Annotated in this window: 16 protein-coding genes; 11 read left to right on the forward strand and 5 right to left on the reverse strand. The window is 58.8% G+C overall.

Features of this window, described 5'->3' with window-relative positions; genetic code table 11:
• Window position 1: 1 nt before the first annotated feature.
• The 8 genes from DT594_RS14360 to DT594_RS14395 all read left to right on the forward strand — a co-directional run bounded on the left by DT594_RS14360 (window position 2) and on the right by DT594_RS14395 (window position 5,544).
• Window positions 2–547, forward strand: a complete 546-nt coding sequence (locus DT594_RS14360; protein WP_149333309.1) for a secretion system X translation initiation factor — start codon at window positions 2–4, stop codon at window positions 545–547.
• A complete protein-coding gene (locus DT594_RS14365) occupies window positions 544–2,397 on the forward strand; it encodes a secretin N-terminal domain-containing protein (RefSeq protein ID WP_149333310.1) in 1,854 nt (617 codons plus the stop codon). The genes DT594_RS14360 and DT594_RS14365 overlap by 4 nt, the downstream gene beginning before the upstream one ends.
• Complete coding sequence (locus DT594_RS14370) at window positions 2,394–2,873, forward strand: type II secretion system protein (protein ID WP_149333311.1); 480 nt, start codon at window positions 2,394–2,396, stop codon at window positions 2,871–2,873. Before DT594_RS14365 ends, DT594_RS14370 begins: the two co-directional genes overlap by 4 nt.
• 3 nt (window positions 2,874–2,876) lie before the next feature.
• Window positions 2,877–3,251, forward strand: coding sequence for a type II secretion system protein (locus DT594_RS14375; RefSeq protein WP_149333312.1), 375 nt, complete (start codon window positions 2,877–2,879; stop codon window positions 3,249–3,251).
• On the forward strand, window positions 3,238–3,765 hold the full coding sequence (locus DT594_RS14380; RefSeq protein ID WP_149333313.1) for a type II secretion system protein: 528 nt from the start codon (window positions 3,238–3,240) through the stop codon (window positions 3,763–3,765). Before DT594_RS14375 ends, DT594_RS14380 begins: the two co-directional genes overlap by 14 nt.
• A 74-nt stretch (window positions 3,766–3,839) precedes the next feature.
• A complete protein-coding gene (locus DT594_RS14385; RefSeq protein ID WP_149333366.1) occupies window positions 3,840–4,265 on the forward strand; it encodes a CsgE family curli-type amyloid fiber assembly protein in 426 nt (141 codons plus the stop codon).
• The gene (locus DT594_RS14390; RefSeq protein ID WP_149333314.1) at window positions 4,262–4,678 is read left to right on the forward strand and encodes a curli assembly protein CsgF; all 417 of its coding nucleotides are present in this window, start codon (window positions 4,262–4,264) and stop codon (window positions 4,676–4,678) included. Before DT594_RS14385 ends, DT594_RS14390 begins: the two co-directional genes overlap by 4 nt.
• Before the next feature lie 23 nt (window positions 4,679–4,701).
• Window positions 4,702–5,544, forward strand: coding sequence for a CsgG/HfaB family protein (locus DT594_RS14395; protein WP_149333315.1), 843 nt, complete (start codon window positions 4,702–4,704; stop codon window positions 5,542–5,544).
• A 73-nt stretch (window positions 5,545–5,617) separates the two neighbouring features.
• Here DT594_RS14395 and DT594_RS14400 read toward each other — a convergent pair whose 3' ends face one another.
• The 4 genes from DT594_RS14400 to DT594_RS14415 all read right to left on the reverse strand — a co-directional run bounded on the left by DT594_RS14400 (window position 5,618) and on the right by DT594_RS14415 (window position 11,130).
• Window positions 5,618–6,901, reverse strand: coding sequence for a hypothetical protein (locus DT594_RS14400; protein WP_149333316.1), 1,284 nt, complete (start codon window positions 6,899–6,901; stop codon window positions 5,618–5,620).
• A 55-nt stretch (window positions 6,902–6,956) separates the two neighbouring features.
• Complete coding sequence (locus DT594_RS14405) at window positions 6,957–7,457, reverse strand: curlin (protein WP_149333317.1); 501 nt, start codon at window positions 7,455–7,457, stop codon at window positions 6,957–6,959.
• A gap of 64 nt (window positions 7,458–7,521) precedes the next feature.
• A complete protein-coding gene (locus DT594_RS14410; RefSeq protein WP_149333318.1) occupies window positions 7,522–9,738 on the reverse strand; it encodes an Ig-like domain-containing protein in 2,217 nt (738 codons plus the stop codon).
• Window positions 9,739–9,771: 33 nt separating this feature from the next.
• Window positions 9,772–11,130, reverse strand: coding sequence for a hypothetical protein (locus tag DT594_RS14415; protein ID WP_149333319.1), 1,359 nt, complete (start codon window positions 11,128–11,130; stop codon window positions 9,772–9,774).
• A gap of 288 nt (window positions 11,131–11,418) precedes the next feature.
• Between DT594_RS14415 and DT594_RS14420 the strand changes: the two genes are divergently transcribed.
• The 3 genes from DT594_RS14420 (at window position 11,419) to DT594_RS14430 (ending at window position 15,632) form a co-directional block, all read left to right on the forward strand.
• Entirely contained in the window at window positions 11,419–12,882 is a 1,464-nt protein-coding gene (locus tag DT594_RS14420) for a sensor histidine kinase (RefSeq protein WP_149333320.1), read from the forward strand.
• 2 nt (window positions 12,883–12,884) lie between these two features.
• On the forward strand, window positions 12,885–14,312 hold the full coding sequence (locus tag DT594_RS14425) for a sigma-54-dependent transcriptional regulator (protein ID WP_149333321.1): 1,428 nt from the start codon (window positions 12,885–12,887) through the stop codon (window positions 14,310–14,312).
• 105 nt (window positions 14,313–14,417) lie between these two features.
• Window positions 14,418–15,632 carry an MFS transporter gene (locus DT594_RS14430; protein WP_149333322.1) on the forward strand — a complete coding sequence of 405 codons (1,215 nt, stop codon included), beginning with the start codon at window positions 14,418–14,420 and terminating at the stop codon, window positions 15,630–15,632.
• Window positions 15,633–15,671: 39 nt separating this feature from the next.
• Here DT594_RS14430 and DT594_RS14435 read toward each other — a convergent pair whose 3' ends face one another.
• The gene (locus DT594_RS14435) at window positions 15,672–17,036 is read right to left on the reverse strand and encodes a mechanosensitive ion channel family protein (RefSeq protein ID WP_149333323.1); all 1,365 of its coding nucleotides are present in this window, start codon (window positions 17,034–17,036) and stop codon (window positions 15,672–15,674) included.
• Window positions 17,037–17,092: the final 56 nt, after the last annotated feature.

The raw sequence follows: 17,092 nt of genomic DNA on the forward strand, positions 1-17,092 counted from the left end.
CATGGATAAGAAGCGGTCTCTCATATGGTTGGGGTTTTTGGCTGGAGCGGCCACGTTGGCCATCATTCCAGAGCTGTTCTGGGACGACGAGCAACTGGTGCAGCCGGCACCCAGCTATTCCCCTGAACTGCCCGATACCGCGGCGGTTCAGGCGATCCTGCAGGAAGAGCAGGGGTCGCAATCTGCCGCGCACCTGCCAGCAGAGCAGCAGGCCATACCGCGCGCTGATCTGTTCCCGGCACACAGCTGGTATGTAGCCCCCCCCGTGCCCGACATTCCGCCGCCGGCTGCTCCACGGGTGAAGGCGCCGGTATTGCCCGCCGCACCACCGGTGCCTTTTCAGTTCGTCGGTACGCTGAGGGATAACGAGCAACTGCATATAGTGCTCCAACGCAACCAGACCATTCATGTGGTCAGCGTGGGCGATGTGATTGATGAAACCTACCGCGTCGAGGGCCTTCGCGGGCGTGAAGTGATACTGGTTTACCTGCCCCTGGACCTGAACCAGTCGGTGCTGGTCGGTAGCACCGCAGGAAGTGCGTTATGAAGCCTGCAGACTATCGTCCCGTTTTGCATGTGCTGGCGCTGTTGTTGGCGTTGGCTACCCTGGGCGGCTGCGCGAGCGACTTGAGCCAGGGTATCGCGCTGATCGACGAAGGCTCCTATGAAGAGGGCCTGGCGCAGCTGGAGGCGGTCAGCGCGAAAAAGCCGCGTGACCCGTCTGTGCAAATTGCGCTGGCCAACCAGAAGGCACGGGTTATCACCATGTTGCTGACTCAGGCCGACAATGCCCTGACTGTGGGTGACCAGGTTGCCGCGTATGCGATCTTTCAGCGCGTGCTAAGGCTGGAATCGACTAACACGCGCGCCAAGCAGGGCATGCGCAAGATCGAGCAGATGCAGTACATCGCCGATTTTCTGCGCCAGGGCCAGGCGGCTCTGCGGCGCGGAGACCTGATCGGCGCGGAAACTCAGGTCAGGGCGATTCTGGAGCTGGATCCCTTGCATCCGGGGGCGCGCAAATTGCGCGATGATGTAGGCCAGATACGCGCCCGCACTGACACCATGAACCCGCAGCTGCGCGGCCGGCTTCAGCGCCTGGTGACCCTGGAGTTTCGCGACGCGAATCTGGGGGTTATTTTTGAAGTGCTCTCGCAGACCGCCGGGTTGAATTTCATCCTCGATAAGGATATTCGTCCGGATCTGAAAGCCACCATCTTCGTGCGCGATGTCAGTATTGCTGACGCGGTGGAACTGATCACCCAGCAGAACCAGCTACATCAGCGCATCATCAACGATAACACCATCATCATTTATCCGGACTCGCCGCAGAAGCTCAAGGAGTATCAGGAGCTGGTCATGCGCAGTTTCTATCTGACCAATATTGGCGCCGATGCAGCGCTGAACATGATCAAGACGCTGCTGAAAACCCGCGACATCTTTGTCGACGAGCGCCTCAATACCCTCACCATGCGCGATACCCCGGACGTGGTGCGCATGGTTGAAAAACTGCTGTATTCGCAGGATCAGCCGGACCCCGAAGTGGTTCTGGAAGTCGAGATCATGGAGGTCTCACGCCAGCGGATACTCGACCTGGGTCTGCAGTGGCCAAACACCTTCGGCGTGGTCAATGCCGAAGGCGGCGCGATCACCGTGCTCGATCAACTGCGCGGCATCGATTCAGGACGCATCACCCTCAGCCCCTCGCCGCAACTGCGCATCAACGAGCAGGACAACGACATCAACACCCTGGCCAGCCCGGTTATCCGGGTGCGCAACAAGGAACAGGCGAGAATTCATATCGGCCAGCGCGTGCCGATCATCAGCGCTACCTCGGTGCCCTCGACCCAGGGGCCGGTGATCACCGAAAGCATCACCTATCTGGATGTGGGTCTGAAACTCGAGGTGCAGCCAACAATATATCTCAACGATGTGGTGGGTATTCAGATCGCCCTGGAAGTCAGCAATGCCACACCACTGGAAGCTACCCGCCAGGGGACCATTCCGGTGCAGGTCGATACCCGCAATGCAGTCACCACCTTGAGCCTGAAAAACGGTGAAACGCAGTTGCTCGCAGGTCTAGTGCGCAACGATCACGGCGTCACCGGCAACCAGATTCCGGGCATTGGCGATGTGCCCGGGCTGGGCCGGTTGTTCGGCAGCAGGAAAGACACCATCGGCAAATCCGAGCTGGTGCTGTCCATTACCCCGCGCATAGTCCGCAACCTGCCGTATCAAAGCCCTGGCGATATGGAGTTTGCCACCGGCACCGAAAGCCACATGCGCGCACGCCCTGTGACCTTGATGGAGGAAGAGCCACGCGCGCCGATTGAACCCCTGGAGCTGCCTGATCCGGTGGATCTGGCGCCAGCGGTGAGCGAGGCCCGGCCATTATGAACACGGCAGCGCGGCGCTCGGGCTTCACCCTGATAGAGCTGGTTATCAGCATGGCGATATTGGCGTTGTTGGCCAGCATGGCATTGCCACTGACCGAGACGCTGGTCCGGCGCAGCAAGGAGCAGGAACTGAAAACCTCGCTGTATCAGATACGCGATGCGATTGATCGATACAAGATGCTGGCCGACGCCGGCTTCCTGGAGAACAGCACCGGCACCTCGGGTTATCCGCCGTCACTGGAATTGCTCGTGGATGGTGTGCGGGACCTGCGCAGCATCAAGGGCGAAAAGGTGTATTTCCTCAGGCGCATCCCCCGTGACCCTTTCGCCGATGCCAAAATTCCCGCAGTCGATACCTGGGGCAAGCGCAGTTACGCGAGCTCGGCGGAGGATCCGCGCGAGGGTGAAGACGTTTTCGATGTGTATTCATTGATGCGTGGCGACGGCCTGAATGGCATCGCTTACCGGGATTGGTGAAACATGAAACGACACAGCGGTTTCACATTGATCGAGCTGATGGTGGTCATGGCGATCGTGGCCATGCTGATGACCATTGCCTTGCCGCGGTATTTTTCCAGTCTTGAGGCATCCAAGGAAACTACGCTTAAACAGAGCCTGGCAGTGATGCGCGAGACGCTTGATCAGTATTACGGCGATACCGGTGCCTATCCGGACTCGATCGAGGAGCTGGTTGAACGTCGCTATCTGCGCCAGCTGCCGGTGGACCCGATCATCGAGCGCTCTGACCTGTGGGTCATCATCGAGCCGCCGGAAGGTGTGGCCGGGCGGGTAAGTGATGTAAAAAGCGCGGCGACCGGGCATGCCCGGGACGGGAGTGCATATGCGCACTGGTAATCATCTGGCACGGCCGCAACAGGGCTTCACCTTTCTCGGCGTGCTGTTTCTGGTCACAGTGATGGGCGCTTCGCTTGCCGGCGTGGGTCAACTCTGGTCGGTCAGCAGCCAGCGCGCGAAAGAGCGAGAGCTGCTCTGGGTCGGCACGCAATACGCTCGGGCGCTGCGCAGTTATTACCGCAATTCACCCGGTACTGCGGCTTATCCCCGGCACCTGGAAGAGCTGCTGGAGGATCGTCGCTCGGTGGTGCCCAAGCGGCATCTGCGCCGCCTCTATCCAGACCCCATGACCGGCTCCCAGGACTGGGGGCTGGTGATGTCCTACGGCGAGGGTATCGCCGGTGTGTATAGCCGCTCGGAACGCAGCAGCATGAAACGCTCCAACTTCCCGCCGCAGTGGCAGACATTTGAAGGACTGGAGCGGGTGTCGGACTGGCAGTTTGTGGCGGAGGACGCGTTCGCAGACAGTCAATCGACCGCTCAGCCCCTTGCTGTACCGGGAGGCAACCCATGAGCCCGGTAAAGAGTGCCAAACACAGCGCGCGGGGGTGGCCCGCCTGGACCCTGGCGTGGCTACTGGGGTGGTGGATGCTTTCGGCGCCCGCTGACGTCAATAACGATATCGACGCCGGCGCCGAAGCCGAGGCTGGCGGAGATGCGGCTGTCGATGATGCTGCAGCAGCGGATGACGCCATCCTCGCCGGCTTTGTGGTCAACGACACAATTTCCAATATCGGCCACGAGTTCTATCGCTACTTCAGCGAGCGCCTGCGTGACGGCGACGAGCTGGACGTCAACCTGGTAGTGCATGAACGGCCCTCCGCGCGCTGGGGAAGTTTGATCTGGGTCGAACTGGACGGCGTGATTCTCTACCAGCGGTTTTTACCACCCAATATCTCGCTTCTGCAGCCCGTCGCCTACAGCGCGGCAGACTGGATACGTGAGGCCATAGCCCAGCAGAGCCTGGAAAGAATGTTCCAGGATAACTTCGATATAGAAGGGGACGAATTATGAAATGCACCACAGCAACACATGTCTTGCTGGCCTGTGCCGGCCTCGCCCTGGGCGCTGGAGCTAGCGCCACGGAGCTGGTTTACACCCCGGTCAATCCGTCCTTTGGCGGCAACCCGTTGAACGGCAGCTGGCTGCTGAGCAATGCCCAATCGCAAAACAGCCATCGGGCAGATTCAAGCTCCCGATCTTCAACGTCGGGTATCACCGCCTTACAACGCTTTACCAGCCAGCTGGAGTCCCGGCTGCTGTCGCAACTGTTGACCGATATCCAGAATGGCGACAGCGGCAGCCTGACCACCGACGCGTTCATCATCAACATCATTGATGACTCCGGCATGCTCAGCATTGTCATCACTGACCGGCAGACCGGCGAAGTATCGGAAGTCGTAGTAAATGGCCTGACCAATCCGTAGCCGCTAAACACAGGGATGGACCCATGAACAAAATCGTTGCGACACTGATACTGGCAGCTACGCTGCACGGATGCGCAAGCCGCGAACCTATGCCAGCCCAGGACACTGAGGCCCCTGTGCTCACACCCAGGGCGTCGACCTATTATGACTTGCTGGCGCTGCCCCGGCCGAAGGGGCGGGTGGTTGTCGCGGTCTATGGTTTCCGTGACCAGACCGGGCAATACAAGCCCAACCCAGCCAGCTCATTTTCTACCAGCGTGACGCAAGGCGCTGCCAGTATGTTGGTGGATGCGTTGCAGGCCAGCGGCTGGTTCATGGTGCTGGAGCGAGAGGGGCTGCAGAACATTCTCACTGAACGCAAAATTATCCGCGCCTCGCAGAACAAGCCGAACATTCCGGCCAATATCCAGGAGGATCTGCCGTCGCTGCATGCCGCCAATCTGCTCCTTGAGGGCGGGATCACGGCGTTTGATTCCAACGTCCGCACCGGCGGAGTAGGGGCGCGCTACCTGGGCATCAGCCTGGCTCAGGAGTACCGGGTTGACCAGGTGTCGGTCAGCCTGCGGGCCGTTGACGTGCGCACCGGGCAGGTGCTGGGCAATGTCATGACGTCCAAGACCATCTATTCAGTTGGTCGCAATGCGGGCGTATTCAAGTTCATCGAGTTCGAGAAGCTGTTGGAAGCAGAGGCCGGATACACGTTGAACGAGCCCGCTCAACTGTGCGTGTTGTCGGCCATCGAATCGGCGGTCGCGCACCTGGTTGCCCAAGGCCTGGAACGCCGCTTATGGCAGTTGGCTGATGACGAGCCGGGTTTCTCTTCGCTCTCCAAATACTCCAGTAGCCTACGTAATCAGGCGCCTTGATCGATTTGCCAAATAAAATTGCCGGATAAAAAAACCGCCCTGAAACGGGCGGTTTTTCTTTTACGTGGAGCGCTTACTGTTGCGTTACGTTGGCCAGGTTGCCGTTACCCTGCTGGGTAATATAGGCCGCATGGTTAGCACCCGCCTGTACAGCGTACGCCTGGTTGCCAATCCCTCCCTGAACAATGGCCGCATAATTGAGGCTGTCAGTCTGGGTGATGCTGGCGAGGTTATCCGAACCGTACTGCTGGGCAACCTCCGCGACGTTAAAGGTGCCGGTCTGGTCCAGTACCACTTCGTTGTCGGTACCCATGCTGGAGCCGCTGGCGGTATTGTCGCTGCCACCTTGCTCGGCCGTCAGCAAGTTTCCGGTGCCGTCCTGGCTGAAGGTGAGCAGGTTGCGCTCACCGGTTTGGCTTACGTCCAGTTCGTTTTCCTGACCGGTTGACGAGACGATCTGCAGGTGGTCCTGGCCCTCCTGATAGATCAGCCCCACGTTGTCGCTGCCGTCTTGATAGACGTAAGCCTGGCTGTTGAACGAGTCGATTTGCTGGAGATCCAGGCTGTTCACGTCGCCGGACTGGGCGGCGTAGGCTATGTTGAATTCACCGCTGGTCTGGTCCACCAACATCTCGTTCAGGCTGCCACTCTGGTCGACAATAATCTGGCTCTGGTTCTGAAGTTCCTGATAGGTCGCCAGGTAGCTTGAGTCGCCGTTTTGAGTGATGGTTGTGGTGCTTTGCTGGCTGTCCATTTGATCAGCGTAGGCTTCATGGCCCACTCCATACTGTTGCAGATAGATCTGACTGTCGTCGGAGAACTGCTGCCAGGCAGCCGCGGTGTTCATGTCACCTTCCTGGTAGACCGAAGCGGTATTCCCACTACCAACAATCTGGTCAACCGACACGAAGTTTTCATCGCCGGCCTGAATCATCAACGCGGTGCTTTGTACCTGCTCCTCCTGCCAGGTCAAAGCGCTGTTACCGTCGCCGATCTGCAGCTGTGTGGTGGTGCTGTCGGTGCCGAATTGCTGCAGGCTGGCCCCGTCATTGAACATGCCTTGCTGGTCCTGAAGCGAGGAGCTCCCAGTATTCAGGCTCTGTTCGGACGCAGCGGCGTTGAGATCCCCGGTGTGGATCTGGGTTGCAGTGCTCTGGGTTTCTGACTGGAAAATGAAGGCGTTGTTGTCACCGCCCACCTGATCCTGGTCGGCAAAACTGCCGGTGGCACTACTCTGGTTCACGTCGGCGATGTTGAAGTCCCCGGTCTGATCCTGGGTCGACAGGCTGTCGTCGGCAAAAGCGTTGAGGCTGATGACAGTAATTATCGCAGCCGTGAGGGGTTTGATGTTGAACATGGTGTTACCTCCACAAATAGAATGTGATGCGTTGCGTTTTTAATTGAGACCAGAGCTACTGGTACTGCGTAACCTCTATGTTCTGGCCACTGCCATGCTGGGTGATGCTGCCGTGCAGCCCCTCCCCGGATTGCTCGATGCGGGCACTGTTGTCTGCGCCATGTTGGGTTATGGATGCCTGGTTGTAGGCGCCGTGTTGCGTAATGCTGGCCAGGTTGGAAAAGCCGTCCTGGCTGATATAAGCGATCATTTCAATTCCCTCCTGGGTGATGAATGCCTCATTACCATTGCCTAGCTGCGCGATAATCCCGACCAGGCCCTCACCGCTTTGGCTGATGCTGGCCTGATGCTCGTCACCTTGCTGGTCAATCACTGCTCGCGTTGCACTGTTGCCGAGCTCGGCCAGTTCAGGCGCAACCGCCAGATCCTGGTTGTCCATAAGGTCCGCCGCTGCGACCTGGCCCGCCAGCATCAGGCTTAAGACCAAGCCCAGGCCCAAGGCCAGACAGCGGCTTACCTGGCAATTCAACTGACGAGCTATGTATCGAGTCAGCATGGCCTTTACTTCCGTTTACCGCCGCCCGCTCAGACCTCACGTCTGTGCGGGCGGAGGATTTGGCTCAACGTACGGTTAATGGCACGGTCAACACTGTCCCGAAAGCGGACCTGATAGTCGCAGTCGGATTGGCCGGCAATGAAAGCCCTTCAGTGTTTGCCGACAGCCGCCATTGGCCGGTCAGGCTCAGCGTTGCGGTACCCAGTGACAGGGGGCCGTTATTGGTGCTGACCTCAATGGTGATGGTATTGCCGGTCGCCAACGAGGTATTGCCACGAAGATCCCAGGTCTGCCGATCATTGCTGCGCAAGCGTAGCAGCGCAGTCGCGACATTGATGGTTTCAGCTGTGGCGGGTGGTGGAGACACACTGACCGTTACCGTGGCGGGTGCTGACACCGCATTCAGCGCATCCTGTACCTGATAGGTGAAGGTTACATTGAAGGCGCTACTGACGGTAGCCGGCGGGGTATATCTGACCAGCGAGCCATTGACGCTCACAGTACCCTGGCCATTGGCAGGCTGGGTCAGACCGACGATGCTGAACGGCTGGTTGTTCTCCGGATCGGTATCATTGGCAAGCACATCAATATCGATCGGAATGGCCAGCGTAGCGGCGCTGTCGTTGACTGCCACCGGTGCCTGGTTGGCGCTGATGCTGACAGTTACCTGAGCCACATTGGACTGCTCGCCGCGGATATCCTGGGCGCGATAGCTGAAGGTCGCCTGCATCGGTACGTTGGTGATCGGTGGGGTATACAGCACGCTGGTGCTACCGTTGAGCGCTACACTGCCTTGCCCGGTTGGGGGCTGAGTCAGCGCGACGATGCTTAACGGAATGTCGCCATCAGGGTCTGTATCATTGCTCACCACATTGATGACGATCGGCACCCCGGAGCTGGTGCTGGCGCTGTCATTGGCTGCCACCGGAGGCTCGTTGTCGCCAGTTGCAGGTGCGTCATCGACCACACTGACCATTTCGGTGTCAGCGCCGCCCGCAGACGACTTCACGCTGATCCTGGACGGCGGTTGCATCAGGTTGGGTACGCTCAGGGTCTGGGTAGTACCTGCCTTTGACAGTCGGCCAAAGCCTTCTGCTACCAGGTCCGGCACCTGGACCTCATCGCTGGAAACCGCTTCGATGGTCAGGCTGTTATTGACCCAGGAGTACTCGGCACTGGTGATTTTCACCACGTCAGTCAAGGGCCTGGATTGCGTGGTTGGCACGGTTGCGCCGCTGGGATTGACTGCCGTTACAACGATCACCTCAGGCAGCTCGGCCGGAGCCGGCTTGTAGCCAAAGAAATGCCCGTTGTTATCGCCGGTCATATCCACCAGGCAGGGTGAACCGGGGTTCTCGCCCACCAATTCAATGGACTCCCGGAAGCACACCTCAGCATTACCCACCGAAGTCGCGAACACATCGATGCTGCTGCTTCCGCCAGAGCGGCTATAGGTAGCTCGCTCGATCTCGGCTGCGGTGGGCGTAAGGCTGTCAAACACCTTGCCACTCAGGCTAAAGGTGTTGGTCTCGATCGTCCCCGCAGGTCCTTCGATACGAACGAAGTTGGTGTCGAATGGGCTTCCTGTCATCGGTTCACGCAAGCTCGGGTCGCCTACAAAGCTCTCGGTTAAACCAGTCTCCGGATTAACCTCGGTGTAGGGGCCGTTGACGCTCTGCAGGAAGGGACCAACATCGCCCTCCAGAGCACCGTCAAAATCCCCTGGCAAGCCGATGCCAATATCGCGCGTCATGTTGATTGCCCGACGGCCTGTGCCGGTCACCTGGATGGTTTCCACGCCGTAAGGGTGGGTGATCACATAGGTGCCAGGTATCGGGATGGTCGCGCGGATGCGGATACGGGCAAAGCTGACCTGATCACCGTCCACTGGCGAGTCGCCGGAGAAGGCGGCTTCAAGTGCAGCCACATAGGTTTCCAGCTCGTAGTTGTTGTTGCCTGCCGCGGGAATGTCCGTCTCGGCCAGCATCCAGAACAGCTCCCCTGGCCAGTTGCCTGGGAATATCATGGGGAGCGTATCGTCGAATACGCCGGGATCGGCCGCCAAAGCGCACATGGATGCGTTGGCGGTGCGGGAGCTCACCGCCTTGGATCGGCAGAGCTCAAGCGAGAGCTGATTTTCGTCCTGATACCAGATGGGGAATCCCCCCGATGCGGCGGTATAAGGCCCAAAATCGAGGCTGCTGAGCGCTCCGAAAGCTTGGCCAGCCGTTAGTGCGGCAAGCGCAAGGCTGGTTGTTAGGGTTTTGTGCCAAATATTCATGGTGCCTCCTGACCTTAGAGCCGGCTAGCTTTCCTAGGGGAGAATGGTGACTTCTTCAACATCGACGCCGCCATTGGACGAGGTCACGTTGATACTGGCGGGCGGGATAGGTGTGACGCCGGTCACCAACTGCTTGATGGCGCCAGTCCCGCTCAAATCCCCAATGGGTCCGCTGTTGCCGGTCACGCTCAGCACCGGTGGGCTGGTTTTATCGCTGGATTCGGCTTCAACAGTCAGCTGCGCAGTCGACAGGCTGTATTCAGCGCGATGGATGATCACTTGATCGACGATCTGCGCCTGCGCGGTGGTAGCGGAACTGCTGGGTATTGCCAGGCTGTTGTCGGCGGTAACGCTGATACTGCCGAGCACCGTTGGGATCTCACTGGACTGCCCGTACCAGTTTCCGGTGGTGTTCTCCTCGCTCATCACATGGGAGGTACCGCCGGTATCGCTGAATTGGGCTGTGCCGGGAGGCGGGGGAGCCAGAGCGAATACATCCTGCCGAGCGACAACGCCGTCTTCACCGGTCTGGCGTGAATAGGTGGCGCGGTCGATTTTTAGCGGTGTCGGCAAGGCAACATCCGAAAGCATGCCGGTAATGGCAAACAGGTTGGTGCGCAGATCAATGCCGTTAGGCCCTTCGATACGGACGTAGTTGGTGGCGAACGGGCTGCCGGTCACTTCTTCCTCAATGTTCGGGTCGCCAACATAGGTATCCACCTCACCGGTATCCGGATTGGTTTCGGTATAGGGACCATTGATGCCGCGCAGGAACGGGCCCACGTCGCCAGCCAAAGCACCGATGAACTGACCATCGCTGGCAATGCCGATATCGCGGGTCATGTTGATCACCCGGTCACCACCATCTTCGGCTATGGCTTCGGCGGTGATGTCGAATACATCTACGCCGTAGGGGTGGGTAACCGTATAAACCCCTGGAACAGTCAAATCGACGCGAATGCGAATGCGTGAAAAGGCGACCTGATCGCCGTCAATTGGCCCATCCCCGCTGAAGGCGGCTTCCAGAGCTGCGCCAAAATCCAGTGCAATGCCGGTGGCGGCATCTTCAATGGCAGCATTGGCCATGAACCAGAATGCTTCGCTGGGGAAGTTGCCTGGGAAGGCAAAGGGCAGAGTATCGTCGAACACGCCGGGCTCGGGTCCCAGCCCGCACATGTAGGTGCCTGCGCCGCCACCTGCGCGTGAGCTGAGCGCTCGGGACAGACACAAATCCAACGCGCGTCCATGAGTGTCCTGGTACCAGGCGGGGAAATTGGCATTCGCCGGTACATAGGGTCCGGGGTCCACGGTATACAGCGCTGCTTGAGCGATGCCTGCGCACAGCCCTCCGATGATTATCAGCGCTGATGTTTTCGAAACAGAGCTGCGCATGAGTAATTCCTCCTGCAAGTGGGGTGGGCCTGGCTTGCTTTTTGAGCCAGGCCATCATCCCTAAGCAGCTTCTGTACCAGATCGTTTTATCGGGCTGTAACCAGCGTAATAGACAGGCTGTGAATAATGGAGGTTGGAGAGGGGAGGCATGGAATGGGGGTATTCCCCCGTTAATGGGCCAGTTTAGGGGGAGCCGCCGGTCGGCTGATCTGGCGGCAACTGACGAAGGGCGCTTGATCTGTGCTGGCCGTGGGCTATAACTGTACTGTCGGCAAGGATGGAGTGGCTATGATAAATGTCACATCGCACTGGACGGAATCCAAGATCGAGCCCGACTCAGTTATAACACCGGGTAGCCGGCCTTTTAATCTATTGCGCTGGTATTCCTGGCTGAGCCTGATCCTGATCTCTGCGGTCGCTCTGGTACTGGGCGCCGTGTCTGCGCATTTCGTCGTAAACGAGAGTATTGAACGTGACCTGATGCTTAGCGCGCAGTTCGTCAGGGCAGTGGCTGAAGCAGAAATCAGGCATTCGGTCCTGCCTGAGACTCTGACCATGGGCGATCTGGTCGACCTGCGGCGTCTGGCAGATGCTGATCTGCCTCTCGAAGTGGTTCATGACGTGCGCGGCGAATTTCTCGACCATATCACCCATCTTCCCGACGCTCTACTGGCGAATATCTACGCCACCGACCGCCGTGTTATCTGGTCTACCAACCCTGACCTCATAGGTCATCAAAGCGCAGCCAACGGTAACCTGGATGAAGCGTTCAGCTCAAAAGGACGGGTGGGCTCCACTTATTTTCATGTGTCTGCAGAAAATCACCACGAGGAACAGCAGTTTATCCGACATCCGCGCACCTTCTTCATTGAGAACTATATTCCTCTGCTGGATCTGAACGGCGACGTTGCAATAGTCGTCGAAATCTACAAGGAGCCCAATGATCTGGTCGCCAGGATCAAGCGCGGCATATGGCTGATCGCATCGACGACCATCATTGGCGCGGCGACGCTTTATCTAGGGCTGTTCTGGATTGTGCGCAGAGCATCCCTGGTGCTGGCCTATCAGCAGCAGAAACTGGTTGAGAACGAAACCTATGTGGCGATGGGCGAAATGTCTTCCGCTATAGCCCACAGTTTGCGTAACCCGCTGGCTACCATCCGCTCCAGTGCCGAGCTGGCGCTGGAACTTGATCAGGAGCCGGCGAAGAAAAACATCAACGATATTATCAACCAGGTCGACCGCATGTCTGCCTGGGTACGTGAGCTTCTGCAGACCTCGCGCCCAATGTCCAGCCGGGTCAGGCCCGTCGAACTGGTGCCCGCGATTGAAGAAGCCCTGAGCGCGTGCCAGTTGCAGCTGCAGACCTTTCGCATCGACGTCGATTTCGCGCCGCAGGAACAACCTCTGGTGCTGGCCCATCGCGTACTGCTGTCGCAGGTGCTGAACAGCGTGCTGTCCAATGCCATTGAAGCCATGCCCCACGGCGGGGTGCTGCGGCTGAAGATGGATACGGACACCGCCGCCGGCAAGCTGGTGCTGTCCATCAGCGATACCGGCAACGGCATGTCCCATCAACAGCGCACGATGGCCTTCAAACCCTTTTTTACAACGAAACAGGGGGGCCTGGGAGTGGGCCTGGTTACAGTTAAACGGATCATGGAGCGATTCGGCGGCAAGGTAAGTCTGAGCAGCTATGAGCAACGTGGTACCACGATCAATTTGGGGTTCAGTCTGGCCCAAGGATCATGACGATGGATAAGACAATTCTGGTAGTAGAAGATGATCGCCTGTTGGCAGAAAACATCCAAAATTATCTTCAACGAAGGGACTACGAAGCGGTGATCTGCGATTCCGCCGAAAGGGCATTGGAATTGCTGAATACCACTCGTCCTGACATTGTGCTGACGGATAACTCCTTGCCGGGCATGAGCGGCATCGAGCTGATCAGAAAATTGCAGGCCAGCGCGCCCAACTTGAAAACCATCATGATGACGGGCTACGGCAATATCGAAAATGCGGTGGAGGCGATGCAGGCCGGCGCCTTCCATTACCTGACCAAACCCATCGCGCTATCCGAGTTGAAAGTGCTGATGGAGAAGGCCTTCGGTACGCTGAAACTGGAGCAAAAGCTGTCGTTTTACCAGAAACGCGAAGCTGAAAACGCCGGCTTTGAAACCCTGGTTGGCGGATCGCCGGCGATGCTGGCGTTGAAGGATCGCATCACCAGAATCCTGGCTGCCGAAAGTCTGATGAAAAATACCGATTTGCCGGTTGTACTGATAGAAGGGGAGACCGGTACCGGAAAGGAGCTGGTAGCGCGCGCCTTGCACTTCGAAGGCGCCAGGCGTGATAACCCGTTCGTTGAAATCAATTGCGCCGCCATTCCGCCGCAGTTGCTCGAAGCCGAACTCTTCGGTCATGAAAAAGGCGCTTTTACCGATGCCAAGGAGCGCCGCTTGGGTCTGGTCGAAACCGCCGATGGCGGCACCCTGTTTCTGGATGAAGTAGGCGAGCTGGATCTGGCCATGCAAGCCAAGCTGCTCAAGTTGCTGGAAGACCGTTCCGTGCGCCGGGTAGGTTCGGCCAAGGAGCGCAAGGTGGATGTGCGCATCATCAGCGCTACGAACTGTGATCTGGAACAAATGGTACGTCAGGGTCGTTTCCGCAAGGATCTGTTTTTCCGCCTGCGTATTATTTCGCTCAAGGTCCCGAGTCTGCGGGACCGCGGCGCAGACGTGCTGTTGTTGGCGCGGTACTTTCTGGATCTGCATGGCAAACGCTACGGCAAGCCCAACCTGCAGTTCTCCCGCGATGCGGAAGATCTCATCGCCAGCTACAGTTGGCCGGGCAATGTCCGGGAGCTGAAAAACATGCTGGAACAGGCTGCTCTACTGGCGCCGGACCAGATAGTAAGCGTCGCTCAACTGAGTGTCTGCCCCAGCCTGGCGACCACTTACGCCCGGCGGATAGGTGATCTGGAAAACACCCGGTTTACCCGGCAAACGGATAACAGCGAAGAGGTATCCGGCGGCAGCTGCGGAAAGGACAAGGTCCTGGGCGCGCTGGAACGCACCGACTGGAACGTGACCAAGTCAGCGCGGATGCTGGGCATAACGCGGGACATGTTGCGCTACAAGATCGAGAAGATGGGCCTGGTGCGGCCTGAGCGGCATTCGTGAAGCGAGGGCGCTAGCTTTATCCAGAGCCTGCTGGGAACATGAGGGGCCGGGTTGTGGTCAATCTGGCTTGAGTTGATCCTTCCGCCCTCGTCATGGAGCCGTTGCATGGCCGCCCCCCAGAATGCGATCCCGTCCGCGAATACGCAGCAGGCGTTATCGCCCCAGACCGTATTCACCCTGGCTGCCGGTGCCGGCCTCAGTGTTGCCTCCATCTACTACAGTCACCCGATGTTACCCAGCATGGGCGCAGAGCTGCGCGTCAGCGTGGCGGCCATTGGACTGGTGGCGACCCTGACGCAGGTTGGCTATGCCCTTGGCCTGTTGTTGCTGATTCCGCTGGGGGATCGTTTTGACCGGCGCAACGTCATTCTCGCCAAGGGTTTGCTGCTGGCGCTGGCGCTGGTGCTCTGTAGCCTGTCTGGAACGGTCAATACGCTGCTGCTGACCAGCCTGCTGATCGGCGCCGCCGCAACCCTCGCCCAGGATATCGTCCCGGCCTCGGCGGCACTGGCCCCTGAAACTACGCGCGGTAAAACCGTCGGCAGCGTCATGACCGGCCTGCTGGTGGGGATTCTGTTGTCCCGGGTGATCAGTGGTTTTGTTGGCGAGTACCTGGGTTGGCGCGTGATGTATGGGCTGGCTGCGGTCAGCATAGTGCTGATTACGCTATGCCTGTGGCGCGTCCTGCCGCGCTTTACACCCAATACCGGTGTCAGCTATGCAAAGCTGTTGCTGTCGATGGGGCTGCTCTGGCGCCAGTACCCGGCGCTGCGTTATGCCGCCTTCGCCCAATGTCTGTTGGCGGTGGCCTTCAGCGCCTTCTGGACCACGCTGGCCATCATGCTGTACGACGACTTCGGCCTCGGCAGCGCCACCGCCGGACTGTTCGGCCTGGCCGGTGTTGCTGGCGCCCTGATCGCTCCGCTGGCCGGTAAACAGGCCGACCGCTTTGGCCCACACCGGGTCACCTTGGTCGGCGCGGTTATCGTCATCGTCTCCTTCGCTTCGATGTTTCTACTGCCGTTACTGGATACCCAGAGCCGGCTGATTCTGATTGCATTAAGCGCGCTCGGGTTTGATCTGGGCGTACAGGCCACCCTGATAGCACATCAAACGCTGATCTATGACCTGGATCCCGAGGCCCGCGGGCGTCTGAACGCAGTGTTCTTTACCACGATGTTTGTCGGCATGGCCGCAGGCTCCGCGCTCGGCGCGTTCTTGCTGGCCAACGTCGGCTGGCTGGGCGTGGTCGCGCTGGCGACCTTGGCAGGGGTGGGCTGTTTGCTGATTCGGTTGGGGGCAGGGCGGAGAACTGTTTGAATCAGACCTGCCGGCAAATTTATAGCTCAGGGCAAGCCATCAATCTGCTGGCCTGGGGCGTTCATCCGCCTCGCGCCTGGGGCCAGGCAGGCCCTCCGCCGAGACGATATGCAGATCCCGCTGCGGGAACGGAAACTCGATATCGTGCTGGTGAAACAGGTCCCAAATGGTCAGGCGTATCTTGCTCGCCACGTTCACCAAACCTTGCTGAGGATCGCTGACCCAGACACGCAGTTCAAAATCCACTGAGGATTCGCCGAAATCGACCAGATGGGCTTGGGGCGTATGTATCTCGTCGCTGAGTACCCGGGGCTGGGTAAGTGCGGCTTCGGTCATCAATTCGATGGCCTTGTGCACATCCGAGCGGTAGGAGATGCCAACCTTGATTTTCAGACGTACGGCGGTGTCAGAATAACTCCAGTTGATCACCTGCTCGGTAATCAGTGTTTCGTTGGGAATCAGGTATTCCTTGCCGTCGCGCGTCGCCACTGTCGTATAACGGGCGCCCATGTGCTTGATCCAGCCGTAGGCGTCACTCGTTTCGATCACGTCGCCTGGTTTCAAGGAACGATCCAGCAGCAGAATGATGCCACTGAACAGGTTGGAAACGACCTTCTGCAAACCGAAGCCGAGACCGATGCCCAGGGCGCCCGAAAACACTGCCAGGGCGGTCAGATTGACACCAACAAAGGTCAGCGCGACCACCACAGCGACCAGATAAAGAATGATGCGCAATACCTTGCCGATTAGCACCCTGGCGGCTGGCGTCACGCCCTCCAGATACACCAGACGGCTATCGACCAGCCGGGCCAGCAGGCTGGACATCCAGATAAAGATCGTCAGCACCAGAATGCCGTTGACGAAACCCATCAGCGACAGGCGTAGATCGCCGATGTTGAAAGCGATTGCATTGAGCAGGTCACGGAAGGCCTGTAGCCAGCCGAGAATGGCCAGCGCAGCGACAAACCAGACGATGGCAGCGAGCAACTTCGCCCACCCAGGTTGGCGCAGCAAACTGGTAAGCAGGCGTATGACCACCCAGGCAGTCAGCAGATTCGCTGCGATCCGTAGCAGTTCACCCTCAAGGCCAATCCTGGTCGCTGTGCCATGGGCAATCCAGGTCAGCAGTGCAGCCGCGCCGGTGGTGCCGATCAATAGCAGGCGGCGCAGGGTGTAACGCAAGCCTGGCAACAGGGCTTCGCGCGCCAACATGGCGTCCACACGCGGTATGGTCAGCCGGCGCAGGAGGAATGCAAGCAGCAGGATGCCTGCCAGCAGCGCGGCTTCAATCAGTGTTGCACTGGTGAAAAGATGGGCTTGTGCCCAACCGCCAACGGCCTCAGCACCTTCCTCGAGGGAGAAGGCCGGAAGGTCTAAAGGTACCTGCGGATCGTCTTTTGCCATGCAGCGATTGCAGCACCTTTAACGGGGCTTGTCGAGATAACGCGGCGCCTATCTAC

Source organism: Halopseudomonas laoshanensis (assembly GCF_008365385.1).
Lineage (GTDB): Bacteria > Pseudomonadota > Gammaproteobacteria > Pseudomonadales > Pseudomonadaceae > Halopseudomonas > Halopseudomonas laoshanensis.